Genomic DNA, 25,161 nt, shown 5'->3' on the forward strand with positions numbered 1-25,161 from the left:
CCGGCACGTCATCACTCCGTAAGACGCGGCACCGCGCGTCGGACCGGGACGTGGCGGTCTCTCCGCGAGACGCTTCGCAGGCCTTCAGCAAGGGAGACCGTCATGGCAGCCTCGCCCTCCTCCGGCGACACGTACCGCTTCGCCGACCTCAGCGCCCTGTTCGTCAACTGCACCCTCAAACCGTCCCCGCAGCTCAGCCACACCCAGGGCCTGGTCGACAAGAGCCGGGCCGTGATGGACGCGCACGGGGTGAGCACCGACGAGATCCGGGCCGTCGACCACGACATCGCCCCCGGCGTCTACCCCGACATGACCGAACACGGCTTCGCCGACGACGCCTGGCCGGCCCTGTACGAGCGGGTGATGGCGGCCGACATCCTGGTGCTGGCCGGACCGATCTGGCTCGGCGACAACAGCTCGGTGACCAAGAAGGTCGTCGAGCGTCTCTACAGCTGCTCCGGCCTGCTCAACCCGCAGGGCCAGTACGCCTTCTACGGCCGGGTCGGCGGCTGTCTGATCACCGGCAACGAGGACGGCGTGAAGCACTGCGCGATGAACATCCTCTACAGCCTCCAGCACCTCGGCTACACGATCCCGCCCCAGGCGGACGCCGGCTGGATCGGTCCGGCGGGTCCCGGACCGTCGTATCTGGATCCCGGCTCGGGCGGTCCGGAGAACGACTTCACCAACCGCAACACGACCTTCATGACGTGGAACCTGATGCACCTCGCGGCCCTGCTCAAGCGCAACGGCGGCGTCCCCGCCCACGGCAACCAGCGCTCGGAGTGGGACGCGGGCTGCCGCCTCGACGCGCCCAACCCCGACTACCGCTGACGTCCGACGCCCGGTGACTCACCGGCATCGAGACCCCGACGAACGTTGCCGGAACCCGGCAATGCGCTGGCTCGCGCCGGTCGCGCATCATGGCTCGCGGGGAGCACCGCGGAGGGTTCCGGCGCCCAGCGGCACCAGCTGCCGGGCACCGGAACCCGGGAACGGCCGGCCGGCGAGGTCCCGCGCGTGCGGTCCGACTTCGTCGACGGCATCAGGAAGCCGCCGGTCGAGGTGACCCTGGCCTGACCACGTCAAACCTGCCCGTGCACCCGCGCCCGGTACGACGGCGCTCGCCCGCCGGCCGGGGGCGGGCCCCCGGCCGGCGGGCGCTCGAGGCACCGGTCAGAGCTGGCCGGACTCCGCGATGGTGATCTTCGCCGAGGTCTTGCCGCTGCCCGAGCCGTAGGACTCGATCTTCTTGACGAGGGCCATGCTGGCCTCGTCGGCGACCTCGCCGAACACCACGTGCTTGCCGTCGAGCCAGCCGGTGACGACCGTGGTGACGAAGAACTGCGAGCCGTTGGTGTTGGGGCCGGCGTTGGCCATGGAGAGCAGGCCGGGCCGGTCGTGCTTGAGCTTGAAGTTCTCGTCGGCGAACTTCTCGCCGTAGATGCTCTTGCCGCCCGTTCCGTCGCCGCGGGTGAAGTCGCCACCCTGGAGCATGAAGTCGGGGATGACCCGGTGGAAGGAAGAGCCGGCGAAACCGAAGCCCTTCTCGCCGGTGGCCAGCGCGCGGAAGTTCTCCGCCGTCTTGGGGACGACGTCGTCGAACAGGTTGAAGTTGATCCGCCCGGCGGGCTCGTCGTTGATGGTGATGTCGAAGTAGATCTTGAACGTCATGGTTCTATCCTGCACGGTCGCGCGAGCGCTGCCGAATCGAGGGGGTCGTGTCGGCCCTCACACTCTCCGATCGGGGCGGTCGCAGGGGGGCGCCACTCAGTCCACGGGCCAGGTGTGGGCAGGGGCGTTGAGGTGCATGTAGTCGATGTAGAGCTGCGTCATCCGCCGCAGCGCCTCGTGGCGCCCGGCCTGGGCGGAGGCGGTGATGCGATGGAACATCTCCTTCTGCCAGACGGCGCCGTTACGGCCGGTGACACACCGCTGCTCGATGATCCCGAGCAGCGGCTCCCGCCAGGCCGCGTCCATCCCGGAGAGTTCCAGCCCCCGGTGGGCCAGCGGCAGCAGGCGCCGCAGGACGAGCTCGGCGACCGGCGCCTCGCCCATGCCGGGCCAGTACAGCCGGGCGTCGATGCCGTCCCGGGCCGCCGTGTGCAGATTGTCCTCGGCGGCCCGGAAGGACATCCGTGACCACACCGGCCGCTCGTCCTCCACCAGGGCCCGGGTGAGGCCGTAGTAGAAGGCGCCGTTGGCGAGGGTGTCGGCGACGGTCGGACCGGCCGGCAGACAACGGTTCTCCACCCTCACGTGCGGCTGGTCGTTGGCCACGGCGTAGACCGGCCGGTTCCAGCGATAGATGGTGCCGTTGTGCAGGGTCAGCTCGCCCAGTTCCGGAACGTCCCCGCCGGCCAGCGTCTCGCGCGGATCCTGCTCCTCGCACAGGGGCAACAGCGCGGGGAAGTAGCGCAGGTTCTCCTCGAACAGATCGAAGACGCTGGTGATCCACCGCTCGCCGAACCACACCCGGGGCCGTACTCCCTGCACCTTGATCTCCTGCGGGCGGGTGTCGGTCGCCTGCTCGAACAGCGGGATACGGGTCTCGTGCCACAACTCCTTCCCGAACAGGAACGGCGAGTTGGCCGCCAGCGCCACCTGCACGCCGGCGATCGCCTGCGCCGCGTTCCAGTAGGCGGCGAACTCGTCGGGGGAGACCTGGAGGTGGAACTGCGTACTGGTGCACGCCGCCTCCGGACTGATCGTGTCCGCGTAGGTCCGCAGCCGGTCGACGCCGTCCAGCTCGATGTGCAGGTCCTCGCCCCGCGCCGCGAACACCTGGTCGTTGAGCAGCCGGTAACGGGCGTTCTCCGACAGCGCCGACTCGCCGACGTCCTCCTGCCGCAGCGTGGGGAGAATACCGATCATGATCAGATGCGTGCCGACCGACCGGGCACGCTCCTCGGCGTGATTGAGCGCGGCACGGATCTCGGCTTCCCAGGCGTCGGGGCCGCCCTGCGTCAGACGGCGCGGCGGTACGTTGATCTCGAGGTTGAAGCGGCCCAGCTCGGTGGCCCAGGCGGGATCCGCGATCGCGTCGAGCACGTCGTTGTTGCGCATCGTCGGCTCGGCCTCGCCGTCGACCAGGTTCAGCTCGATCTCGAGGCCCACCTGGGGCCGCTCGGACTCGAACCGCGACTCGCGCAGCATCTGCGCGAACACGTCGAGGCACTCCTGCATCTTGATCCGGTACCGGCGGCGGTCCTCGCGCGTGAAGACCAGCGCCGGGACATCACGTCCCATCGACCCTCCAGGCTTGTCCCGGGTCGGACGCCCTCACCTCCAGCGTCGCACCACCGGACGCCCCTCACCATGCGGGAATCGCGGCCCGCGGCGCGGCCGCCGGGGGACCCGACACCAGGAGGCCTACGTGATCGGTTCGGTCAGCCGGGCCACCTCCTGTGCGGCGTCCCGGGCCGCCCGCTCGGCCCGGTCCACCGCTCCGGCGGCGGTCCGCAGCCGTTCCTCGGCCTCCTGCTGCTCCTGCTCGGCTCGCCGGAGCTCCTGCCGTGCCTCTCGCAGCCGCTCCTGCGCCTCGGACTCGTGCTCACGGGCCCGGTCGTGCCGGTCGCGGGCCCGCCGGAGCGACGCGGCGGCGTCGTCCCGTCCGGCGCTCAGCTCATGGAGCCGGTGATCGGCGGCTTCGGCCGACCGGCGGGCCACGCCGAGCTGCTGCTGCCGTCGGCGGCGCCGTTCGGCGAGTTCGTCCTTCGCCCGGGGCCGCGTTTCCGGCGGCGCGGGCGCCGGCCGGGCCACCCGGTGCGCGGGGACGGCCGTCGTGGCGTCGGGGGACGGGAAGTCGGCCGGCGGGGTGAGGGCGCCCTCCAGCCGGCCGGCGGCCCAGCGCCGTGCCGCGTCCTCGTCGGCCAGTACGGCGCGCAGGGTGGATTCGACGTCCTGCCGGGCCGCGTCCGACAACCCGTGCCCGGCCTCACGCGCGAGCTGGGCGGCCTGCCGGGAGAGCGCGGAGACGATGCTCCGGCGCTGCTCGGACAGCTCCTTGATCCCGTCGGCGTCCAGGGTCCGGTACGCCTCGCGCAGTGCCCGGCCCAGCTCCAGGAACCGCCCGCTCTCCTGCGGCTGTGAGCGCAGCAGCAGGTTCGCCGCCCAGGCCGCGAGCGTGGGGCGCCGGGCGCCGTGGATCCGACGGGCGTCGTCCGCGCGCCCGTCGCGCTTGGCTTCGGCGGCCAGCCGCTCACGTCGGGACACGAAGTCGGACGGCGGTGTGGCGTAGAGCTCGTCGAGGGTCCGTTCCACGTCGTGCCCCGCAGCGGGTCGAGCGGGTCGTACACCCTTTCGCGCCATGATCATCAGAGTCCACCCGGCCCGGCTCCCGCGCATCCCGACGGCCGAGGAGCCGGGGCAGGACCGAGTTCCGGCCAACCTGAACGCCCCTGAGTACGCGTACTCAGGTCCGGGGACGATCACCCCGGCAGAGTGTGGAGTTCATGACATCTCACGGAGGAGCGAACATGAGCCCAGCGAGAAAAGCCCTGGCCATGACGGTGCTGACCGCCTGTGCGCTGACGGGTGCCGGCGCCGTGCCCGCCGCCGCGGCCGGGGATCCCCTGCTGCCGCACCCCGGTCCGGACGGCCTGGTGTGGGTGCAGGAGTGGACGGGCGACGGCGGGGTCGCGTCGGGTGGCGCCTGGGAGGGGCTGCCGACCGTCCTCACGGTGGCGTGCGAGGGCGGCGGCAGTGTGCGGGTGACGATGCGGCAGGAGGCCGAGGTCGCCGCGTTCTCGGTCGACTGTCCGGCCGGAAGCGCCGGGGTGGGCTCGGTGACCATGGCCGCCGGCGTGGTGCGAGCGGGCTCCTTCACCGTGGGAGTGGACGCCTCGACGGACGACCTCCGCTGGTCGCTGACGGTGACTCAGCCGGAGTAGCGGACGACCACCCCCGTGCGGTGAGCGCCCCGGGAGCGGCGCGGAGACCTCCTGCGCCCGGCGGTGCGGTGCACCGGATGCGTGGTCGGCGGAGCGGGTTCAGACTGAACGCGTGACTGGCATGTACACCAAGCAGCCGTCGGGGAGTGCGCAGGAGGGCCCGCGAAAACCGTCGCAGTCGATGGCGCTCGCGGCCATGATGTTCGCGGTGGCGATGACGTTCATCGACCAGACCATCGTGTCGATCGCCACTCCGGACATCGTCGGCGAACTCGGACTGTCCGCCTCCGGCATGCAGTGGGTCGTCAACGCCTATCTGCTGGCGTTGGCCGCGTTCTTCGCCCTCGGCGGACGCCTGGCGGACCTGCTCGGTCCCCGCCGCGTCGTCGTGGCGGGCACGGTGGTGTTCGTGGTCTCGTCGGTCCTGTGCGGCTGCGTGCCCCAGGGCGACTTCGCGCTGACCTGGCTCATCGTCTTCCGGGCGACCCAGGGGCTCGGCGCGGCCCTGCTCTTCCCCGCGGCGCTCGCGGTGGTCGTGGCGGTCTTCCCGGTGGAGCGACGCGGCCGCGCGCTGGCTCTGTTCTTCGGTGTCACCGGGGCCCTGACCGCCATCGGGCCGCTCCTCGGCGGCTGGCTCACCGGGTGGACCTGGCGGGCGATCTTCTGGGTCAACGTGCCCGTGGCCGTCGTCGCGTTGATCCTGACCGCGCTCGCCCATGTGTCCGATCGCCGCCGTGACGAGCCGCTGGACGTGCCGGGCGCGGTGCTGATCGCGATCGGCATGGGCGTGAGCGTCCTCGGCTTCCAGCAGGCGTCGGCGTGGGGCTGGGACAGCGTGCTCACCTGGGGCTGCATCGTGGGCGGTCTGGTCGTGCTGTGGCTGTTCTGCCGCTACGAACTGCGCACGGCCCACCCGTTGGTCGAGCTCGCGGTCTTCCGGGACCGCGCCTTCGTGGCCGACGGACTCGTGCTGTTCTTCTCCATGCTCGCGTTCGTCCCGCTGTTCTTCTTCGCCTCCGTCTATGCGCAGGTGTCCCTGAGCGCCTCGCCCAACCAGGCCGCCCTGTACCTGCTGTACGTCTTCGCGGGCTTCGCGCTCGCCTCGCAGTGGGGTGGGCGGATCCTGGACAAGCGCGGCGCGCGGCCCACCATGAAGATCGGCTGCGTGGTCGGGGCGGTGGGCTTCGCGCTCTGGGCCGGGAAACTGACCGACCTGTCGATGCACGACCAGTGGCCCTACGCGGCTCTCGCGGGGGCCGGCATCGGCTTCATCCTCGCGCCCGCCTCCACCGACGCCGTGAACCGGGCGATCGACGCCTCCTACGGTGAGGTCACCGGCATCACCCAGACGATCCGCAACTACGCCGCGAGCGTCGGCCTGGCCCTCTTCGGCAGCCTGCTGACCCACCGCATGACCGAGAACGTCGACGACACGCTCCAGTCGGGCGGAATGCCGGCCGCGACCGCGCGGAGCACGGCGAGGAGCGTCGCCGAGGCCATCACCGGCAACGCCGACGACCAGCAGCTCAGCGCCGGCGGCTCGGCGGTCGCGCGGACGGTCCAGGAGTCGATGCCGGAGATCCGGATGGACTTCGCCGAGGCCAACCAGTGGGTGTTCTACGGGATGGCGATCGCCCTGGGCGTCGGCTACCTGTGCGCGCTGCGGCATCCCGGCGGCACGCGCGGCACGGAACGGGTCGACGAGCCGTCGGCCGACCGCTCGCACGCCCCCGGCCGATCTTCCTGACGACGGCCGGAAGCCGGGGAGGCCCGAAGGCTTCCCCGGCTTCCGGCGCCGGGTCTCAGCGGCTGCGAACGGCGCTGGTGGTGAAGAATCCCATGGCCGCGGCGCTGAGCAGGGCGCAGACGGCGAGGAGGGCGGTACGACGCATCGAGGGGCCTTTCCGGTGATGACGGATGGGTTCTGCACAACGCCGGTCGGCCCCGTGTCGCTTCGCCCCCGGACCGACCCCACCCGTACGGGTGCGGCCAAGCGTGTGTGCGCGCGGATGCGGCCAAGTGTGTGTGCGCGCCGCCCGGTCCCGCGAGACCGGTGCCGTACCCCGGGTGCGCGGACTCGGCGTGCGCCCGCTCAGGCGTTCACGCGTCCACCGGTACGGGCCGCCGGAGCAGATAGGCCCCCGCCGCCGAGACGAGGACGGCCATGCACGCGATGAACACCAGCCCGGCGCCCTCCAGGCCGAGGGGACCCACCAGCACGCCGACGCCGATCACCGGCACCGAGATGCCCGCGTAGGCCACCACGAAGAGCGTCGAGATCACCGCGGCTCGCCGGTCCTCGGGAGACGCCCCGGCCACAGCGGCCAACGCCCCGCGGAACGCCAGCCCCTGCCCGACCCCGCCGACGATCGCGCTCAGCACCACCAACGGCAGCGACTCCCACCGCAACGCGCCCGCGAGCAGCGCCAGCCCGGCCAGGAGCGCGGCGCAGCCCAGCGGCAGCGACCGCCCGACCCCGACCCGGCCGACGGCCAACTGCCCGGCGGTCGAGGCGAAGAAGGCCAGCGCGACGACGAGACCGCTCACGGCGTGGTTGCGCACGTCGAGGGAGTCGGCGAGGAACGCCGGGCTGACCGACGTGAACACGCCGAACAGGGCGAACCCCACGAACGAGGCGATCGCCGCCGGCCCGAACACCGTCCGCACCTGAGGGGGCAGGCCGGGCCGCTGCGGCCGTACGGTGCTCAGCGATGTCCGGTGCCGCACGGTCTCCGGGAGCCGCGCCACGACGGCGACCGAACAGCCCACCAGGACGAGATGCACGACGAACGGCAGGTACAGCGGCGAGTCGGCGTACTGCGCGAGCACTCCGGCGAGCAGCGGACCGCAGCCCAGCCCGCCCATGTTGGCGGCCGTCGCGACGAACGTGGCCCGGGAGGCGCCGCCGGGCGGCGCCAGGTCCATCACGTACGCCGTGGCGGCGCCGGTGAACAGCCCGGCGGACAGCCCCGACAGCAGCCGCCCCGCGTACAGCCAGCCCAGTCCGGTGGCGGCCAGGAAGCACACCGCGCTCGCCGCGGCGCATCCCAGGCCCGCCATCAGCACCGGACGTCTGCCGACGGTGTCCGAGGCGTTGCCCGCCAGCAGCAGCGCACCGATGACTCCGAAGGCGTACACCGCGTACACGACGGTGACCATCAGCTCGGAGAAGCCGAACTTCTCCTGGTAGAGGCCGTAGAGGGGGGTCGGCAGCGTGGTGCCGGCCATGCACACGGCGAAGACGGCTCCGCCGAGCAGACAGGGGAGCCATCCTCGGTGATCACGGTCCATGCCGGCGACAGTAACCCCGCACGGGGCCGTGCCGAGGCTCGACGTGCCCGACATCCCGCGAGTCGCCGCGGCCGTCCCGGCTGCCTGAGCGGAACCCCTCCGTGATCGACGTGATGAATCGTCAATCCACCGCTATATTGACTTTCGGCTTGATGAGCCAGAGGATTTCGGGGGTGACGCACTCCGCCCCCGGGCCGGCCGGCCCGACGCTCCCTGCCTACCTCGACGAGGCGGTCCACCGCCTCCTCGTCGCGGGCTTCGACGGCACGACCGCCGTCCCCGACACCCTGAAACGGCTCGTCGACCGCGGGCTTGGCGGGGTCATCCTCTTCACCCGCAACGTCCGCAACGCCGACCAGGTCCGCGAACTCACCGACACACTGCGGACGTTGCGCCCGGACCTGCTGATCGCCATCGACAACGAGGGCGGCGGCATCGGTCACCTGGTGGCAGCGGGCGCCCCCGAGGTGCCCGGCTCCTGGGCGCTCGGCGTGGCCGACGACCCGCTGCTCACCGCCGCCTGCGCCGACGCCCTGGCGGGACACCTGCTGACGCTCGGCATCACCGCCTCCTACGCCCCCGTCGCCGACGTCCAGTGCCGGCCCGAGAACCCCATCGTGCGCACCCGCGCCTTCGGGGCCGACCCCGAGCTGGTCTCCCGGCATCTGCGCGCCTGGATCGCGGCCACCGAGGCGCGCGGCGTGGCCTCCTGCGCCAAGCACTTCCCCGGCCACGGCAGGACCGTCACCGACAGCCATCACGAGCTCGCGGTCGACCCGCGGCCCTACGACCGGCTCGACCTCGCGCCCTTCCGGGCGGCCGTCGAGGCGGGCGTGCCCATGCTGATGAGCGCCCACGTCGTGTTCCCGGCCCTGGACCCGGACCGGCCCGCCACCCTCAGTCCGCGCATCCTGTCCGACCTGCTCCGCGGCGAACTCGGCTTCGACGGCGTGCTGGTGAGCGACGCGTTGGAGATGAAGGCCATCGCCGACCGCTACGGCGAGGCGGCCGGCGCGCGTCTCGCGCTCGCCGCGGGAGCGGACCAGGTCATCGTCGCCGTACCGGACCTGGAGGTCACCCTCGCCTGCCGGGACGCCGTGCTCGACGCCCTGCGGTCGGGGGAACTGGCCGAGGCGCGGGTGACCGAGGCCGCGGAGCGCGTACGGCGGCTCGCGCTGCGGTACGCGGTGCCGTACCGGCCGGGCGCGGTGGCCGCGTGGGACACGGGGGCCGGGCTGACCGCGGCGCGGCGGGCCGTGCGGAGCCCGGTACCGGCACCGGCACCGGGCCCGGGCGCCCATGTCGTCGACCTGTTCCCGGCCCCGCACCCCGCCCTCAACTGGGGCGGGGAGGATCTCCCGACCGCCTGGTACGACCTGGACCCGACGGTCACCGGGACGGCGGTCGCCGGGGAGCCGGAGGACGCCGGGGGCGTCGTGGAGGTCGTCGTCCGGGAGGTGCTGCGGGCGGCCGAGGGGCGGCCGCTGGTCGTCGCCGTGTGCGACGCCGGGCTCTATCCCTGGCAGGGGCGGCTGCGGGACGCGTTGCTGGCCGCGCGACCGGACGCGCTGCTGGTCTCCACCGGGTTGCCGGAGCCGGGCAGCGCGGTGTGCGCGCACGGCAGAGGGCGGGTCAACTTGCGGGCCGTGGCGGAGGTGCTGACGGGCCGCACGCCCTGACCGGGCGGAGTCTGCGGGGCCGGAGTTCCGGCCGGCCCCGCAGACTCCGCCCCCGCACCCGGGCGTCTCACTTCCCGTCGACCAGCTCCGTGATCCCCCGCGCGGCCAGGTACGCCGTGTCCGCCGCGCGCTCCGCCAGGACCACCGCCGGGCGGGTCCCCTCCCGGCGCAGCCGCATCCAGGCTTCGAAGAACGCGCCGCCGGGGCCGGACACCGAGCGCGTGGCCGGGGTGCAGTGCAGAACCAAGGCCGTGGTGCGGGTCGGCGGAGGGGCGGGGGCCGCGCGGAGCTCGGCCACCGTGGCGGACAGGGCCTTCGCGATCGGCTTGGGGCGGCCCGAGGAGTCGAACAGGCCCAGCGTGTACTCCAGCTCCGGGAAGTCGGCCAGCGAGCGGTCGACGTCGTGGGAGCACCACCAGGTGACACCCCACAGCCGCGCGGAGCCGGCCGCGTTGAGCAGCGTCGCGCGGGCGAAGTCGGGGGCGTCGGCCGCCGGGATGTGCGGCTCGGGCGCCCCGGTCTCCTGGACCCAGACCGGGCGGGCCGGATCGGTGGCGTAGGCCGCCGCCAGTTCCGTCCCGTACTCCGCGAGATGGTGCACCTGCGGCGAGCGCGGACCGTAGCGCCGGGCGCAGTCGGCGGAGAACACCCAGGGGTGGACGGTGGTCAGATCGCCCTTGCGGGCCGAGGCCTGCGGGGTGAAGGGGTGGTCGTCGCCGTACCAGGCGGCGTCGTACGCCGAGTGCGTGACCAGGCCGACGCCGTCGCCCAGGCCGTCCCGCGCGGCGGCCAGCAGGGTGTCGAGGTAGTGGTCCACCTCGGCCACCGACACCGGGTTGTGCTCGACCAGGTTGTTGAGCTCGTTGCCGAGCTGGAGCCCGAGGAGACGGGGGTGACCCGACAGGGCCCGGCCCAGCGTGCGCAGCAGCAGCGCCTGGGCCTCGATCGCCTCGGGATCGGTGAACACGTTGCGGTGGTGCCAGCCGCGCGTCCACTCCGGGTAGAAGTCGAAGCTCGACAGATGCCCCTGGACGCCGTCCACCAGGACGTCCAGGCCGCACTCGGCGGCCAGGTCCAGCAAACGGACCAGCTGGTCCACGGCCGACGTGCGGATCAGGGTGCGGTTGGGCTGGAGCAGCGGCCACAGATGGAAGACCCGGACGTGGTCCAGACCCAGCCCGGCGATCTGCGCCAGGTCCTCGCGCGCGAGCCCGGGGTCGAAGTCGTGCCAGGCGTGGAACCAGCCCCGGCGTGGGGTGTAGTTGACACCGAAGCGGAGCTCGGGCGCGGACCGGTGCGTGTCGATGGTGTCCTCCTCGCGAGACGGACCTTGTCTCGGGCGAATGTATCAACCACCATGGGATGCAATGAATAGTGATTTGAACCAAGGCCGCGATCTCGTGGTCGGTCTCGACGCAGGGGGCACGCGCACGCGCGCCGTCCTGGCGGGCCTCGACGACGGCCGGACCCGGGGCGAGGGCACGGCGGGGCCGGGCAACGCGCTCACCGTGCCCGGCCCCGAACTCGCCGACCACCTCGCCGAGGCTCTCGCACAGGCGGTGCCCGAACCGCTGCGCGGGCGGGTGGCGGCGGTCGCGGGCGGTTTCGCCGGCACCGGCCACCAGCGCCAGGGCGCCGACGAGCCGGGCCGGCTGCGGGCCCGCACGGCCCTGTCCGGCGCGCTCGCCCGGCTGGGTTTCACCGCCACGACGGTCGAGGTTCACAGCGACATCGAGACCACGTTCGCCACCGCCCCCGGCCACCCCGCCGACGGCCTGGTCCTGGTGGCCGGCACCGGCGCGGTCGCGGCCCGGATCGCCGCCCGGGCGCCGACCGCGACCTCCGGCGGCGACGGCTGGCTCCTCGGCGACGACGGCAGCGGCTTCTGGATCGGCCGCGCGGCCGTCCGCTCGGCCCTGCGGGCGGCCGACGGCCGTGGCGCGCCCACCGTCCTCGCCCGCGCGGTGGGCCGTGAACTCGGGCTGCCGCCGGGCGTCCTTCCCCCCGAGGCGTACGGCGTCACGGACACCGCCGCGTGGAGCGCGGTCCGGCGCACCGCCTACCGCGCGCATCTGCTGCCCGCCGTCATGGACCGGCCGCCGGTCCGGCTGGCCGACCACGCGCCGTTGGTCGTCCGGGCGGCCGAGGAGAAGGACGCCGTCGCCGGGGAGATCCTGCGGGAGGCCGCGCGCCGGCTGACCGAGACCGTGTTGGCTCTGGCCCCGCGCCCTGGCGAACCCCTGGTCGTCACCGGCGGACTGCTCGCCCCGCACGGCCCCCTGCTCACCCCCCTCACCGAACGCCTGGCACACCTCGCGCTCACCGTCACCCCCGTGTCGGACGGCTCCCCGGGCGCCGCGGCCCTGGCCCGCCTCGCCCACCGCACCACCGACTGACGCGCCCCCGCAAGGTCGCCCCATGTCCCTCCGAGGCCGCCCGGCCGCTCCGCACCGGGCTACCGCCTCGCCCCCGCACCGCTGGCTGCCGCCCCCCCCCCCGCAAGGTCGCCTTATGTCCCTCCCGGGCCGCCCGGCCGCTCCGCACCCGGGCACCCGTCCTCGCCCCCCGCACGCCCCGCTGACGCACCCCCGCGCCCGGGCTCCCGTCCCGCCCCCCGCTGACGCGCCCCCGCCCGCAAGGACGTTCCATGCCCTCTCAGGATCACTCGGCCGCCCGCTATCTCGACCCGGCCGCCCCGACGGCCGCCCGCGTCGCCGATCTTCTCGCCCGGATGACCACGGGCGAGAAGGTGGGTCAGCTCAACCAGCGGATGTACGGCTGGGACGCCTACCGGCGCACCCCGGACGGCGGCTTCGCACTCACCGAGGCCCTGCACGCCGAGACGGAGCGCTTCGAAGGACTCGGCGCCCTCTACGGGCTGATGCGCGCCGACGCCTGGTCCGGCGTAGACCACGGCGACGGACCGGGCGTCGAGGACAGCGCCGACCTCGCCGACCTGGTCCAGCGCCATGTCCTGGAGCGCAGCCGACTGCGGATCCCCGCCCTGTTCGTCGAGGAGGTGCCGCACGGTCACATGGCCCTCGACGGGACCGTCCTCCCCGTCAACCTGGCGATCGGCGCCACCTGGGACCCCGCCCTGTACGAGCGGGCCGCGGCCCATGCCGCCGCCGAACTGCGCGCCCGGGGCGGGCACCTGGCGCTGGTCTCCGCGCTGGACATCGCCAGGGACCCGCGCTGGGGCCGTACCGAGGAGTGCTTCGGCGAAGACCCGTATCTCGCGGCCCGGCTGACGGAGGCACTGGTCCGGGGGATGCAGGGCAGGGGGGAGCGGTTCGCCGCGGACAAGGCGCCCGTCGTCCTGAAGCACTTCGCCGGTCAGGGCGCCACGGTCGGCGGCCGCAACTCCGCCGAGTCCGAGCTCGGCCCGCGCGAACTGCACGAGATCCATCTGCCGGCCGCCCGGGCCGGAGTCCGGGCCGGGGCCGCCGCCGTGATGGCGGCCTACAACGAGGTGGACGGACTGCCGTGCTGCGGCAACCGCACCCTGCTCACCGGACTGCTCCGCGACCGCTGGGGTTTCGAGGGCCTGGTCATGGCCGACGGGCTGGCCGTGGACCGGCTGGCCCGCATCACCGGTGACCAGGTCTCCGCGGGTGCTCTCGCCCTCGACGCCGGGGTCGACCTCAGCCTCTGGGACGAGGGCTTCACCCACCTGGCGGAGGCCGTCGACCGGGGCCTGGTGAGCGAGGCCGCCCTGGACGCCGCCGTCGCCCGCGTCCTGCGCCTGAAGTTCCGGCTGGGCCTGTTCGAGCAGCCGTACACCCACCGCGCGGCGGTCTCCGCGGACACCGGACGGGAACTGAGCACCGAGCTCGCCCGGGCCTGCGTCACCCTCCTGCACAACACCGGCGGCGCCCTCCCGGTCGGGCCCGCCGTGCGGCGCGTCGCCGTGCTCGGCCCGCACGCCGCCACCACCGCCCACCAGCTCGGCGACTACACCGCCCCACAACGCCCCGGCACCGGAGTGAGCGTCCTCGACGCGCTGCGCCGCCTCGCCCCGCCCGGCACGGACGTCCGGCACGCCCGCGGCGCGGCCCTCACCGGCGCCGACCTCACCGGCGTCCCCGAGGCGGTCGCGACGGCCGCCGCCAGTGACCTGGCCGTGCTGGTGCTGGGCGGCAGCAGCGCCCGCACCCCCGACACGGAATTCGACGCCAACGGGGCGGCGCGGAGGGTCGCGTCCGAGATGACCTGCGGCGAGGGCGTGGACCTCGCCGGGCTGCGGCTGGGCCGGGCCCAGCGCACGCTCCTGGACGCGGTCGCGGCCACCGGCACCCCCACCGTCGTCGTCCTCCTCCAGGGCCGCCCGCACGCCGTCCCGGAGGCCGCGGAGAAGGCCGCCGCGCTGCTCACCGCCTGGTACCCGGGCCCCTGGGGCGGCGAGGCGGTCGCCGAGGTGCTCCTCGGGCTCGCCGAACCCGTCGGCCGCCTGCCCGTGTCCGTGCCGCGCTCGGCCGACCGGCTGCCCGTCCACTACAACCACAAGGACACCGAGTACGGCTCGTACGTCGACGGCGACGCCGGGCCGCTCTACTCCTTCGGGCACGGGCTGTCGTACACGACGTTCCACCACGGACCGCCGCGGCAGGTCGGGCACGCCGTCGAGGTCGACGTCACCAACACCGGTACCCGGCCCGGTCGCAGCGTCGTCCAGCTCTACGTCCGCCGGCTGCGCTCGCCCGTCTGGCCGCGCACGCTCGAACTGCGGGCCTTCCGGAGCGTGGAGCTCGCGCCGGGGGAGCGCCGTACCGTCGCGATACACCTCGGCGCCGACCAACTGGAGCTGGTCGGCGCCGATCTGGAGACGGTCGTACCGTCGCAGGCGGTGGAGATCCGGGTCGCGGCGTCCGCACGGGAGGCGCTCACCGCCGTCCCCCTCGTGTTCGAGGCCGGGCGCGCTCAGAGTTTGACGGCCCCCGACGACACGCCCTTGTAGAACCACCGCTGCGTGATCACGAACAGCACCAGCACCGGGACCACGGAGATCACCGAGCCGGCCATCACCACCCGCTGGTCGTAGCCGAACGATGAGCTCTGCAGCCGGGAGAGTCCCAGCGTCAGCGTCATGTGGTCCTCGGAGCGCAGCACGATCAGCGGCCAGAGGAAGTCGTCCCAGGCGGTGATGACGGTGTTGATCGTGACCACCAGGATCGCGCCCCAGGCGGACGGCAGATACAGGTACCGGAAGCGCTGCCACTCGTTCGCGCCGTCGAGCATCGCCGAGTCCTCGATCTCGCGCGGCACCGCCAGGAACGCGCCGCGCATCAGCAGCACGTTGATGGCGCCGACGAACCCGGGCAGCCACACGCCCGCCAGGTTGTCGACCAGACCGAGGTCGCGGATGCTCAGGAACAGCGAGACCATGATCGACTCGAAGGGGAACATCATGGAGGCGATCAGGACGACCCAGACCGCCCTGCGGCCCTTCCAGCCGGGCTTGGAGAGCATGTAACCGGCCGTGGTGGAGAACAGCAGCTGGCTGGTGACCGACAGGGCGACCACGATCACGCTGTTCCTGATGTAGGTGGCCGTCGGCACCTGGTCGAAGACCTGCCGGTAGGCCCGCAGCGTCGGGTGGTGCGGCAGCAGCGAGGCGTCCGCCCCGAAGACGTCCTCGCTCGTGCTCTTCAGGGAGGCCAGGAACTGCCAGACCAGCGGGCCGACGGTGATGCCGAGCACGAAGAGCAACAGCAGGTAGCGGACGACCAGTTCACGGGGACGGCCGTAGTCCCGCCGGCGCGGCGCGAGGCGCCGGTGCTTGTCCACCGCCGTCGTCATGACTCGTCCTCCTTCGTCAGGCGCTGTGCCAGCAGGGTCAGCCCCAGCGTCAGCGCGAACAGGGCCACACTGACCGCCGAGCCGTAGCCGGCGTTGCCGGTGAGCGGGTCCAGGCCGACGTCCCGGATGTAGAAGGGCAGGGTGCGGTCGGCGCCGCCGGGCCCGCCGGTGGAGCTGCCCAGCATGTAGATCTCCGTGAACACCCGCAGCGAGCCGATGCCGGTCAGGGTGCCGACCAGCGTCATGGCCTGCCGCACCCCCGGCACGGTGATGTGCCAGAAGCGGCGGACCGCGCCGGCGCCGTCCATGGACGCCGCCTCGTGCAGCTCCTTCGGCACGTTCCCCAGCGCGGCCAAGTAGAAGATCATGTACCAGCCGAGCCCCTTCCACAGGGTCAGGCCCATGGCGGAGAAGAGGATCAGCCAGGAGTCGGACAGGAACGGGATGGCGTCCTTGATCAGATGGGCCTTCTCCAGCCAGGTGTTGATCAGCCCGTCGTCGGCCAGCAGCCACTGCCAGCTCAGTCCCACGACCACGCTGGAGGCGAGCACCGGCGTGTAGAAGGCGGAGCGGAAGAAGCCGATGCCGGGCAGGTTCTTCTCCACCAGAACGGCCAGCATCAGCGGCAGCAGCACCATCAGCGGCACCACGACCACCGCGTACAGGATGCTGTTGCGGGTCGCGAGCCAGAAGTCGGAGTCGTCGAGCATCCGGGTGTAGTTGGACAGTCCGACGAACTCCGCGGCGCCGCCGAGCGGCTTGGCGTCGGTGAACGAGAGCAGGACGGTGTTGAGGAACGGGAACACGCCGAAGACCACCGCGCAGACGACGGCGGGCGCGGTCCACAGCCAGGGCAGCCACCAACGGCGGTACAGCGCCGCTCCGTTGGCGCCGGCGACGGGGCCGGGCAGCAGGGCCCGGCCGAGTCGGCGGACCCGGGACGGGGCCGGGCACGGCAGGGAGACCGCACGCTCCGTGCCGGGCACGGACACCGGGTCCGTGGTCTGGGTCGCCACGATCAGCCCGCCTGCTTCAGCAGCTCGTCGACCTTCGACTGGGCGTCCTTCACGGCCTGTTCGGGGCTCTTCTTGCCCTGCATCGCCAGCTGCACCTGCGCCACGATCGCGTTCTGCGCGGCCGGGGAGAGGTTGGTCTGGTACGCGGTGGTGGTCTTGAGCTGCTCGGCGACGAGCTTGCGGGCCTCGGAGAACGGGTCGCTGCCGGTCGCCTTCTGGAAGAACGGGTCGTCCAGCGAGGTGGTGGTCGTCGGGAAGATCACCACGTTCGGGTCCTTGCACCAGGCCGTCTGGTTCTCGGCGTCGGTCAGGAACTCGGCGAAGGCGAGGGCGGCCGGCGCGTGCTTGCTGGTCGCGGCGACCCCGATGTACTGCGGGGCGGCGGTGACGTGGCCGAGCCGGTCGTAGGGCTGCTGGCCGACGGCGGTCTCGGCGTAGACCGAAGGGCTGTTCTGCTTCACGAACCGCACGAAGCTCGGGTTCGTCGAGCCGTAGGCGACCTTGCCCTGGCTGTACAGCGTGGAGGGGTCGTTGCTGGAGGACAGCGAGTCCTTCGGCATGGCCCCCTCCTTGTACAGCTTGGCCATCCAGGAGACCCACTCGGTGGTCCGCGGATCATCGGCGAAGACGGCGGACTTGCCGTCGTCGGCCAGCACCTTGATGTCCATCTGGTCGAAGTCGGCCGGGATCCGCCAGATCGGGTTCGCCATCGTCGCGTAGTACTTGCCGTGGCCCGCCTTGGCGACCTTCTCGTAGTCGGCGAACAGCCCGAACAGGGTCGTCGGAGGCTTCGCCGGGTCGATCCCCGCCTTCTCCAGCAGTGCGGTGTTGTACGTCAGGATGATGCCGCCGGTGTACCAAGGGAGTACGGTGTGCTGCGGCATGCCCGAGGCGTCCTTCATGGTGCTGGAGTTCCAGAACGCCGGGACGAACGGCTTCTTGGCGTCCGGGGCCTTGACGCCGAGGTTGAGCAGGTAGCCGGCCTTGGTGAGGGCGGTCCCGGTCTCGGAGTTGAGGTTGAGGACGTCCGGCAACGTACAGGCCTGGGCGTCGGCGACGGTGCGCTGGGTGAACGTGTTGTCGCCGGGGTCGTCGATCCACTTGACCGACGCGTCGGGGTGGGCCTTCTCGAACGCCTTGATCACTCCGTCGAAGAAGTCGCCGAAGTCCTTCTTCAGGTTGGTCGTCTGGAAGGTGATCTTCCCCTCGACGTCCCCGGTGAGCTTCCCGGAGCCGACGTTGCCCTGGTCGACCTCGCAGCCGCCGGCCGTGGAGTCCCCGCCGTCGGAGCCGCCCGACAGGCCGCAGCCGGCGGCGGTCAGGGCCAGGGCTATGACGCCTGCCACGGTTCCGGTCAGTCTTCCCGCACGCATGTTGCCTCCTGCGATCCGGCAGCCGCTGACGCGGGCTGCTGGCCCAAGGTGGTGGTGGTTCACGTTGCTGGTTCAAACCACCAACTTGGACTCCGATTGATGAAAAGGTGGACCAGAATTCATCGGAGGTCAATGGCTTGCCGTGTTGCTTTTAGGTTCCGGGCGGTTACCGGCGTGTTCAGTGCCGGTGCTCGTGGTCCGGGTGCGACGGGTCGCCCGGATGCTCGTGCCCCGGCGCGTACTCCACCGCGGCCCGGGCCCGGTCCAGCCAGTCGAAGAAGGCCTGCCGGCCCACCGCCCGCCGCAGCTCCCGCACCACCGCGTCCCGGACCTCCGCGTACGGCCGGAAGTCCCGGGCCCGGGCCACCGCGTACGGGTCGACGCCGCGCCGCAGCGCCTCGGGGGTGAGGAACCGGTCCGGATTACGGTCGTAGTAGGCCCGCGCGGCCCGCTCGGACACCTGCTGCTCGGCCTCGAACGCCGCCAGCAGGGCGCGCACGGCGGGGGAGTGGGCGAGGGCCACGGCGACGATGCTGCCCAGGTCGGCCACCTCGGTCCCGGACACCGCGAGCACCCGCGTCGGGGACACCTCCGGCGGTGGTGCGAGACCGCGCTCGGCGCAGGCGCGGCGGGCGAGTTCGTCGACCACCACGACCTGCGTGGCCCAGCGTCTGCGCTGCCGCTGCGCGCGCGCCGCCGCCTCCGGGCGGGTCTCCCGGTCCCGGGCGGGCACGGCGTCCAGCACCGCGTCCACCCGCTCCTCGAGCACGGCCTCCCCCCGCACCAGCGCCGCGTGCCCGCCCGGGGTGTGGTGTGTCGTCGGTGCGGGCTGTCCGGGTGCGGGCTGTCCGGGTGTGGGCTCGTCTCCCACCGGGAGGGGCCCGGTCATGACGTCACCTCCAGTACGACCGCCTCCGTGTAGGCCACGCAGCCGTGCCAACCGGCCTTCGCCATCAGCCAGTACGAGCCCGGCGGCACCGCCGAGCCGTCCACCTCCACCTCGCACACCGCGCTCTCCCCGGCGGGCACCGCGAACCCCTGGCAGCCCGGCCCCACACCGGCCCAGGTGCCCCAGGACGACAGTGCCCACAGCGTCCCGCTCACCGGACCGCGCGTCGTGTTGCGCACGTGCACCGGCACCCGCACCCGCTCCCCCCGGCGCACCTCGATCCGGTCGACGCCCAGCTCCATCACCAGACTCGGCCCGGTGCGCCCGTCGGGTCCGCCGGGCGCGGCCTCCCCGGGCACGTCCAGGGCGACCACGTCCTCGTACGTCTGTCCGCCGTACGCCAGCCGCGCGGCGAGCGGATACCGGCCGGGCACCGGGTCCGCAGGCGGGGTGACGGTGACCTCGGTGAGGGTGAAGCCGCCCGGCCCGAGCGCGTACGGCAGCGCGGCGGGCTCGGCGCTCCAACCGGGCGGCGCCTCCAGGGCCACCGTGCCCGACAACGGCGCGTCGGTGAGCTCGGAGGAGATGCGGACCGTAACGGTGACCGGGCCGTCGGCGCTGAGCGCGGCCGGTGCCAGGTGGACGGCCACGGGCAGGTTCCCCCGGGGTGCCGGCCCGGAGTTGTGCAGCCAGTAGCGGGTGTACACCGGCTGGGCGGGTTCCCGCGCGGCGACTCCGGGCCCCTCGACCCGCGGTCCGGCGGACGGCGAGGCCAGCACGGTGGCCACCTCGAAACCCGTCAGGTCCAGCTCCAACGCGCCGTCCGCGCCGGGCTCGAGAGGCTGACCGGGCCGTTCCAGCACGTCCGCCCGGCTGCCCTCCGCCCACGGCGAGGGCCCCGCCAGCCGCGCCCGCACCGGCCGTCCGTCCACCTCGTGCGCCCGTACGACGACCTCGCGCACGGGGTCCGGCGGCACGGTGCCGCCCCGGGCCAGCGGGGAGCCGGCCGGCTTCAGCGCGTCCAGCAGCACCCGGCCCTCGGGCCGGAGCGTCAGCAGGGTCGCGTTCCTCGGCAGGTCGGCCGGTGTGTCGCCGGGCTCGCGCAGCCGCGCGGTGAGCGGATGGTTGAAGGCATGTCCGGCGCGCGGCCAGCCCAGCTCGCGCCAGTCGCCCTCGCCCGCGACGACCGCGTACTCGAAGGTGTGCGACCAGCGCTGGAGCTGGAACGCGGAGCCGTCCGGCGTGGTACGCCGGGGCGGGTCGACCCAGATTCCGGACGGCCAGCCCGTGCACGAGCGCATGAGGGACATGTAGAGGTCGCCGCAGGAGGTGACCACGCAGCCCGGCGTGCCCCGGTTGAGGACCGCGAAGCCCCGGCCGTCCCACGCGTCGCCCGGCGGCAGCGCCTCCCCGCCGCCGGCCGCCGTGGCCCGTACGGTCGCGTCGTCCAGGTCGGCGACCAGCGCGTCGACGGCCTGCACGTCCTCCTCGGGGCCGGCGCCCGCCACCACCAGCAGCGGCAGCCGTTCCAGGTCGCGCAGGTCGGCGCCGGGCACCCACTCCTCGCGCAGCGAGGCGCGCGGCGCCACCCACACGACGGCCAGGCCCTCCTCGGCCAGCTGGCGGCGCACCTCGCGGGCCGCCGCCGGGTCCCAGCCGAGCGCCTCGGCGACCACGGGATTGCGCTCCGGGCCGCCCACGGCGATCCGGATGTCGGGCAGGTTGGAGTCGACCTCCAGGTCGCCGTAGCGCGGGCCGCCCGCGATCGTCGAGGTCGCCGTGACGCCCACCCGCACCAGGGCCGCGGCGAGCGGGGTGCCCAGCTCGCCGGCGGTGTCCCAGTCGGCGAACACCAGCTCGGCGACGCCGATCGCCCGGTGGCCGAGCAGCCTGCCCGCGCCGTCGTGGACGGCGACGCGGGCCGTGGAGCCCAGGCCGAACCAGGAGTTGGCGGGGTTGTCCAGGGTCCAGGGGAACCGCTCGCTGTCCACCTCCACGAACCCGAAGCCGCGCCCGATGACCGCGTCCGCGACCTCGTGCACCGGCAGCCCGCCGCGCACGTCCGAGGGCCAGCGCGCCCGGATCAGGTGGTCCGCGCCGTCGTAGCCGTCGACGGTCGTCGTCACGTCCAGCCGGTCCACGCCCGCCCACAGGGTGAGCCGCTGGGTGTAACGGAACAGCCCGAGGTCGGCCCGGACGGTGATGCGGGAGCCGGCCGGCGCGTGCTCGACATCGATGTCAGCGGTCACGTCACGGCTGCGGGCCGCGGTGGCGCCGGTCGGGGTGAGGTGCCAGGGGCCCTCGCCGAAGCGCGGGTGCCTCGGATACTCCTCCTGCACCACCAGCTCGTTGCCGATGTCCCCGGGCCGCAGCAGTTCCCGGCCGCCCTCGGTGAGCGCGCGCAGACTGCTGACGCCTCCGCCGCGCGCGGGGTCGACCGTCACCTCGTAGAACGTGTTGCGGATCGTCGTCCCCTCGCCGGCCGTCCAGCCGGGCGCCCGGCCCTCGGCGAGGGAGAGCGCCTTGAGGCCCATGCCCGGCACCTCGGGTACGACGACCCGCAGTTCACCGTCCTCGAGCACCGCGGGCAGCGGCAGGCCGTCGAGGTCCAGCGGGACCAGACCGGGGTCGGTGACGGTCAGCACGTCCTTGCGCCGCCAGGTCGCGGAGTTGAAGACGACCAGGTCGGGCGCGCCGCCGGGCAGCGCGACCACCTTGCGGGCCAGCGCGTCGGTCGCGTCCGTGTGCACCGCCCCGGCGAGGTCGTACAGTTCCCGCCAGCCGGTGAGCAGGTCGATGTAGACCTGGTCCGACTCCGAGCCGGTGATCGCGTCGTGGTGGGCGCCGTAGACCAGCTGCCGCCAGGCCTTGTCCAGGGCCGCGTCCGGGAAGGGGTGTCCGGCGACGAGGGAGGCGAGGGTCGCCCAGGCCTCGGCGTCGGCGAGCAGCGTCTCGCCGTACCGCTGGGCCTGTTTGGTGTCGATGTAGGAGACGTCCTTGCCGGTGTAGACCGGGTTCATGTCCCGGGTCTGCGGGGACGCCGTCCGCTCCTCCCGCTCCAACTCGGCCCGGACGGCGGTGAAGAAGTCGCGGGGGACGCCGCTGACGAACCGGGGCCAGACGTAACGGGCGTTCCAGTCGCGGTGGATGCCCATCACCCAGCGGCACGGCGGGGCGTAGTCGCCGCCGACGGGCAGCAGGACGTTGCGCGTGAGCGCGACCTTCTTCAAGCCCTGGAAGAGCTTGAGCGCGGCCGCCTCCGCCTCGGGCAGCGTGGGCGCGTTGTCGATGGCCCAGCCGGCGCCGTAGTGGTTGACCATGTACGCGGTCAGCAGTCCTCGCCCGGAGGGGGCGATCCAGCTGAACTCGGCCGGGAACTGCATGCGCCGCGGGTCGCGGGGCTCCTCGCCGAACACCGACAGGGCCGGCCCCCACTGGTGGAACGGGCCGCGCGCCCAGGAGCTGGACGTGACTCCGGCGTCCGCCATCAGCCCCGGGAACTGCGGGTCGTGTCCGAAGGCGTCCAGTTGCCAGGCGGTCTCCGGCGCGGCCCCGATGATCCCGCGCTGGAAGCCGTCGCCGTACAGCGCGTTGCGTACGGTCGCCTCCGCGCCGGTGAGGTTGGTGTTGGGCTCGTTGTAGGTGCCGCCCATGATCTCGACCCGGCCGGTGCGGATCAGCTGGCGCAGGAAGGCCCGCTCCTCGGGGAAGGCGTCCCAGTACGGCTTGAGGTAGTCGACCTCGGCGAGCACGAAGGTGTAGGCCGGGTCGCGCCGGGCCAGGTCGCAGTGGGCCCGCACCAGGCTCATGCCGGACTGGCCGCGCGAGTCGAAGGTCCGGGCGGGCAGTCCGGTGACGGCCGGGTCGTCGGCGACGTCCCAGGTCTCGGTGTAGGCGGCCTGGGTGTTCCACCAGACGGGGTCGTAGTGGAAGTGGCTGACCATGAACATCGTCCAGCCGGGCTCGGCGGCGGTGAACTCGGCGGTGTGCCGGACCAGTCGGGATCCGTCGGCGACGGTGACGGTGATCTCGCGGCGGTCGCCGGGGGCGAGGCCGTCGACGGCCACGGGTATCTCGGCGCGTGCGGTGCCGTCCTCGCCGACGGTGACTGCGGTCTCGCCGACGCCGTGCACGTCCGGGCCCGCCAGGGTCAGCCGGACCGACACGCCTGGGTCGTGCCCGACGTCGACGGCGACCACCTGGTGCGGCTCGTCCTCCGTGCCGGTGAAGAGCTCGGTCGACTCGACGGCGATGACACGCATGGGGCTCCTAGGAGTGCGCGGGGGAGCCCCATCCTGGCACCGCAGGGTGGTTCAATCAACCATTTCTTGTCGTTTCGGTTGGCTCATCCATGCATGACCGCTCGGCTCAGCGGGCCCGCCGGGCCTTCACCGCATGCGCCCCGGCGATGTGGTCGGTCAGCGCGAGGGAGGCGCTGGCCCGCTGGTAGGAGAGCTGGCCGACCCGTACGTAGAGACAGTCGATGAGCATGAGCACCGAGTGGCGCGCACCGATGCTGCCGGTGCGGAAGCTGGTCTCCGAGGAGGAGGAGATCAGCCGGACGTCGGCGGCGCGGGCCAGTGGTGAGCGCGAGTCGGCGGTGAGGGCGACGGTCGTGGCGCCGCGCTCCTTGGCCAGCTCGAACGGCTCGATGGTCTCCCGGGTGGCCCCCGAGTGGGAGATGCCGATCGCCACGTCCGCCGGGGTCAGCAGGGCGGCCGAGGTGGTGGCCGCGTGCACCTCGGTCCAGCCGCGCACCGCGCAGCCGATGCGGAACAGCCGGGTCTCGGTCTCCTGGGCGACCGCGCCACTGCCGCCGACGCCGTAGACGTCGATGCGCCGGGCGCGGGCCACCGCCTGGGCCGCGCGCTCGATCGCGTCCAGGTCGATCCGGTCGATGGTCTGCTGGACGGCCCGCAGGTCGGCGGTGCCGACGACCTGGACGACCCGCTCCAGGCTGTCGTCGGGGGAGATGTCCGGACCGATCTCGGCGCTGCCCCAGTCGGAGGATTCGCCGCGACCGCGCTCCTGGGCCAGTTCGATCAGCAGATGCTGGTACGAGTCGAGGCCGACGGCCCGGCAGAAGCGGGTGACGGTGGCCTGGGAGGTGCCGGTGCGGCGGCCCAGCTCCGCGGCCGAGCAGTGGGTGACGGCGGCCGGATCCTCCAGGATCAGCTCGCCGACCTTCCGCAGGGAGCCGGCCAGCCGGGGCAGCTCGGTGCGGATCAGGGTGGTGACATCGGTCGAGGGCATGCGAAGAAGGTATCAGCCACCCATTGGGGAAGGCTCTGAATACCAGGACCGATGGTCGACGGCGGACGGCCGACCCCGCCGGGCCCGTTGCCCGAGGGCCTGAGCCTATGATTTATTGATTCATCGATAGCCGTGTATGGGGTGGTTCAATCCACCAGGTAGGAGTGTGACGTGACCGTCGAGTCCGTGAGTGCCGAGACCTTCGCGCGCGAGAGCCTGGCCGTCCTGCACGGCCTCGGCGAATCGGCGCGCGGCGACGTGAGCGCGGCCGGCGGGCTGATCGCCGACTGCGTCCGCGAGGACGGAGTGGTCCAGGCCTTCGGCACCGGCCACTCCCAGGCCCTCGTCCTCGAACTCGCGGGCCGGGCAGGCGGACTCGTGCCCACCAACCGCCTTCAGATGGCCGACCTCGTCCTGCACGGAGGCGACCACCCCGGCGTCCTGGACGACCCGCTCCTCGAACGGCGGCCCGGCATCGCGCTGCGCCTCTACGAACTCGCCGCCCCCCGCCCCCAGGACCTCTTCGTCGTCATCTCCAACTCCGGGGTCAACAGCGTCGTGGTCGAGATGGCCCTGCACGCCAAGGAGCGGGGACACCGGCTCCTCGCCATCACCTCCCTCGCCCACACCGCGGCCGTGCCGGCCGTCCACCCCAGCGGCAGGAAGCTCGCCGACCTCGCCGACGTCGCCCTCGACAACGCGGCCCCGCCCGGTGACGCCCTCCTCCCGCTGCCCGGCGGCGGCGCGGTCTGCGCCCTGTCCACGCTCACCGGCGCCCTGTTGGTGCAGATGACGGTCGCCGAGGCCGCCGCCCAGCTCCTCGCCTCCGGCGACCGCCCCCCGGTCTACGTCTCCGCCAACGTGCCCGGCGGCTTCGAGGGCAACCTGGAGCTGGAGCGGCGATACGCCGGACGGATCCGGCGCACCGCCAGCTAGCGCCTCGGGCCGGAGAGGGCGAGCGGGGCGGGT

General features: G+C 73.1%; 18 protein-coding genes. 7 read left to right on the plus strand and 11 right to left on the minus strand.

Translation table 11 applies throughout. From position 1 onward, the window contains the following. Positions 1 to 102 precede the first annotated feature (102 nt). On the plus strand, positions 103 to 834 hold the full coding sequence (locus tag ACIRPU_RS36355; RefSeq protein WP_403875070.1) for a flavodoxin family protein: 732 nt from the start codon (positions 103 to 105) through the stop codon (positions 832 to 834). 342 nt (positions 835 to 1,176) lie between these two features. On the opposite strand, the gene ACIRPU_RS36360 is transcribed toward ACIRPU_RS36355, so the two are convergent. The 3 genes from ACIRPU_RS36360 to ACIRPU_RS36370 all read right to left on the minus strand — a co-directional run bounded on the left by ACIRPU_RS36360 (position 1,177) and on the right by ACIRPU_RS36370 (position 4,311). Continuing rightward, the gene (locus tag ACIRPU_RS36360) at positions 1,177 to 1,674 is read right to left on the minus strand and encodes a peptidylprolyl isomerase (protein ID WP_403875072.1); all 498 of its coding nucleotides are present in this window, start codon (positions 1,672 to 1,674) and stop codon (positions 1,177 to 1,179) included. Positions 1,675 to 1,770: 96 nt separating this feature from the next. Next, entirely contained in the window at positions 1,771 to 3,249 is a 1,479-nt protein-coding gene (locus ACIRPU_RS36365; protein WP_403875074.1) for a glutamate-cysteine ligase family protein, read from the minus strand. A 123-nt stretch (positions 3,250 to 3,372) separates the two neighbouring features. Further along, on the minus strand, positions 3,373 to 4,311 hold the full coding sequence (locus ACIRPU_RS36370; protein WP_403875076.1) for a hypothetical protein: 939 nt from the start codon (positions 4,309 to 4,311) through the stop codon (positions 3,373 to 3,375). 167 nt (positions 4,312 to 4,478) lie between these two features. On the opposite strand from ACIRPU_RS36370, the gene ACIRPU_RS36375 reads away from it, so the two are divergent. Both ACIRPU_RS36375 and ACIRPU_RS36380 read left to right on the plus strand, forming a co-directional pair. Next, entirely contained in the window at positions 4,479 to 4,892 is a 414-nt protein-coding gene (locus ACIRPU_RS36375; protein ID WP_403875078.1) for a hypothetical protein, read from the plus strand. 121 nt (positions 4,893 to 5,013) lie between these two features. Further along, positions 5,014 to 6,639 (plus strand): MFS transporter, encoded by a 1,626-nt coding sequence (locus ACIRPU_RS36380; protein ID WP_403875133.1) that lies wholly within the window; start codon positions 5,014 to 5,016, stop codon positions 6,637 to 6,639. A gap of 353 nt (positions 6,640 to 6,992) precedes the next feature. Here ACIRPU_RS36380 and ACIRPU_RS36385 read toward each other — a convergent pair whose 3' ends face one another. Continuing rightward, positions 6,993 to 8,183, minus strand: coding sequence for an MFS transporter (locus ACIRPU_RS36385; protein ID WP_403875080.1), 1,191 nt, complete (start codon positions 8,181 to 8,183; stop codon positions 6,993 to 6,995). 173 nt (positions 8,184 to 8,356) lie between these two features. Here ACIRPU_RS36385 and ACIRPU_RS36390 point away from each other — a divergent pair, with 173 nt between their 5' ends. After that, positions 8,357 to 9,862, plus strand: coding sequence for a glycoside hydrolase family 3 N-terminal domain-containing protein (locus tag ACIRPU_RS36390; protein WP_403875082.1), 1,506 nt, complete (start codon positions 8,357 to 8,359; stop codon positions 9,860 to 9,862). 67 nt (positions 9,863 to 9,929) lie between these two features. Here the strand turns inward: ACIRPU_RS36390 and ACIRPU_RS36395 are convergent, their stop codons facing one another. After that, positions 9,930 to 10,961: a glycosyl hydrolase gene (locus ACIRPU_RS36395; RefSeq protein WP_403875084.1), complete on the minus strand. Its 1,032-nt coding sequence runs from the start codon at positions 10,959 to 10,961 to the stop codon at positions 9,930 to 9,932. A gap of 268 nt (positions 10,962 to 11,229) precedes the next feature. Between ACIRPU_RS36395 and ACIRPU_RS36400 the strand changes: the two genes are divergently transcribed. Continuing rightward, positions 11,230 to 12,258 (plus strand): N-acetylglucosamine kinase, encoded by a 1,029-nt coding sequence (locus ACIRPU_RS36400; RefSeq protein WP_403875086.1) that lies wholly within the window; start codon positions 11,230 to 11,232, stop codon positions 12,256 to 12,258. Between the two features lie 251 nt (positions 12,259 to 12,509). Further along, positions 12,510 to 14,819, plus strand: a complete 2,310-nt coding sequence (locus ACIRPU_RS36405; RefSeq protein WP_403875088.1) for a glycoside hydrolase family 3 N-terminal domain-containing protein — start codon at positions 12,510 to 12,512, stop codon at positions 14,817 to 14,819. On the opposite strand, the gene ACIRPU_RS36410 is transcribed toward ACIRPU_RS36405, so the two are convergent. The 6 genes from ACIRPU_RS36410 to ACIRPU_RS36435 all read right to left on the minus strand — a co-directional run bounded on the left by ACIRPU_RS36410 (position 14,783) and on the right by ACIRPU_RS36435 (position 24,192). Further along, positions 14,783 to 15,661: a carbohydrate ABC transporter permease gene (locus tag ACIRPU_RS36410; protein ID WP_403875090.1), complete on the minus strand. Its 879-nt coding sequence runs from the start codon at positions 15,659 to 15,661 to the stop codon at positions 14,783 to 14,785. The genes ACIRPU_RS36405 and ACIRPU_RS36410 overlap by 37 nt on opposite strands. Continuing rightward, the gene (locus tag ACIRPU_RS36415; RefSeq protein ID WP_403875135.1) at positions 15,658 to 16,680 is read right to left on the minus strand and encodes a carbohydrate ABC transporter permease; all 1,023 of its coding nucleotides are present in this window, start codon (positions 16,678 to 16,680) and stop codon (positions 15,658 to 15,660) included. Before ACIRPU_RS36415 ends, ACIRPU_RS36410 begins: the two co-directional genes overlap by 4 nt. Further along, a complete protein-coding gene (locus ACIRPU_RS36420; protein WP_403875092.1) occupies positions 16,680 to 18,050 on the minus strand; it encodes an extracellular solute-binding protein in 1,371 nt (456 codons plus the stop codon). Before ACIRPU_RS36420 ends, ACIRPU_RS36415 begins: the two co-directional genes overlap by 1 nt. 178 nt (positions 18,051 to 18,228) lie before the next feature. Further along, complete coding sequence (locus ACIRPU_RS36425; protein ID WP_403875094.1) at positions 18,229 to 18,939, minus strand: peptidyl-prolyl cis-trans isomerase; 711 nt, start codon at positions 18,937 to 18,939, stop codon at positions 18,229 to 18,231. Then, the gene (locus ACIRPU_RS36430; protein ID WP_403875096.1) at positions 18,936 to 23,201 is read right to left on the minus strand and encodes an NEW3 domain-containing protein; all 4,266 of its coding nucleotides are present in this window, start codon (positions 23,199 to 23,201) and stop codon (positions 18,936 to 18,938) included. The genes ACIRPU_RS36425 and ACIRPU_RS36430 overlap by 4 nt, the downstream gene beginning before the upstream one ends. A 106-nt stretch (positions 23,202 to 23,307) precedes the next feature. Further along, on the minus strand, positions 23,308 to 24,192 hold the full coding sequence (locus tag ACIRPU_RS36435; protein ID WP_171395067.1) for a MurR/RpiR family transcriptional regulator: 885 nt from the start codon (positions 24,190 to 24,192) through the stop codon (positions 23,308 to 23,310). Between the two features lie 171 nt (positions 24,193 to 24,363). Between ACIRPU_RS36435 and ACIRPU_RS36440 the strand changes: the two genes are divergently transcribed. After that, on the plus strand, positions 24,364 to 25,128 hold the full coding sequence (locus tag ACIRPU_RS36440; RefSeq protein ID WP_403875099.1) for a sugar isomerase domain-containing protein: 765 nt from the start codon (positions 24,364 to 24,366) through the stop codon (positions 25,126 to 25,128). Positions 25,129 to 25,161 lie beyond the last annotated feature (33 nt).

Origin of the sequence: Streptomyces sp. NPDC102259, assembly GCF_044766465.1 — a bacterium.
In the GTDB taxonomy this organism is placed as follows: domain Bacteria; phylum Actinomycetota; class Actinomycetes; order Streptomycetales; family Streptomycetaceae; genus Streptomyces.

Excerpts from the sequence above, each read along its gene's own strand:
- ACIRPU_RS36355 (WP_403875070.1), top strand. The coding sequence starts at position 103 with ATGGCAGCCTCGCCCTCCTCCGGCGACACGTACCGCTTCGCCGACCTC.
- ACIRPU_RS36360 (WP_403875072.1), bottom strand. The coding sequence starts at position 1,674 with ATGACGTTCAAGATCTACTTCGACATCACCATCAACGACGAGCCCGCC.
- ACIRPU_RS36365 (WP_403875074.1), bottom strand. The coding sequence starts at position 3,249 with ATGGGACGTGATGTCCCGGCGCTGGTCTTCACGCGCGAGGACCGCCGC.
- ACIRPU_RS36370 (WP_403875076.1), bottom strand. The coding sequence starts at position 4,311 with ATGGCGCGAAAGGGTGTACGACCCGCTCGACCCGCTGCGGGGCACGAC.
- ACIRPU_RS36375 (WP_403875078.1), top strand. The coding sequence starts at position 4,479 with ATGAGCCCAGCGAGAAAAGCCCTGGCCATGACGGTGCTGACCGCCTGT.
- ACIRPU_RS36380 (WP_403875133.1), top strand. The coding sequence starts at position 5,014 with ATGTACACCAAGCAGCCGTCGGGGAGTGCGCAGGAGGGCCCGCGAAAA.
- ACIRPU_RS36385 (WP_403875080.1), bottom strand. The coding sequence starts at position 8,183 with ATGGACCGTGATCACCGAGGATGGCTCCCCTGTCTGCTCGGCGGAGCC.
- ACIRPU_RS36400 (WP_403875086.1), top strand. The coding sequence starts at position 11,230 with ATGAATAGTGATTTGAACCAAGGCCGCGATCTCGTGGTCGGTCTCGAC.
- ACIRPU_RS36405 (WP_403875088.1), top strand. The coding sequence starts at position 12,510 with ATGCCCTCTCAGGATCACTCGGCCGCCCGCTATCTCGACCCGGCCGCC.
- ACIRPU_RS36410 (WP_403875090.1), bottom strand. The coding sequence starts at position 15,661 with ATGACGACGGCGGTGGACAAGCACCGGCGCCTCGCGCCGCGCCGGCGG.
- ACIRPU_RS36420 (WP_403875092.1), bottom strand. The coding sequence starts at position 18,050 with ATGCGTGCGGGAAGACTGACCGGAACCGTGGCAGGCGTCATAGCCCTG.
- ACIRPU_RS36425 (WP_403875094.1), bottom strand. The coding sequence starts at position 18,939 with ATGACCGGGCCCCTCCCGGTGGGAGACGAGCCCACACCCGGACAGCCC.
- ACIRPU_RS36430 (WP_403875096.1), bottom strand. The coding sequence starts at position 23,201 with ATGCGTGTCATCGCCGTCGAGTCGACCGAGCTCTTCACCGGCACGGAG.
- ACIRPU_RS36435 (WP_171395067.1), bottom strand. The coding sequence starts at position 24,192 with ATGCCCTCGACCGATGTCACCACCCTGATCCGCACCGAGCTGCCCCGG.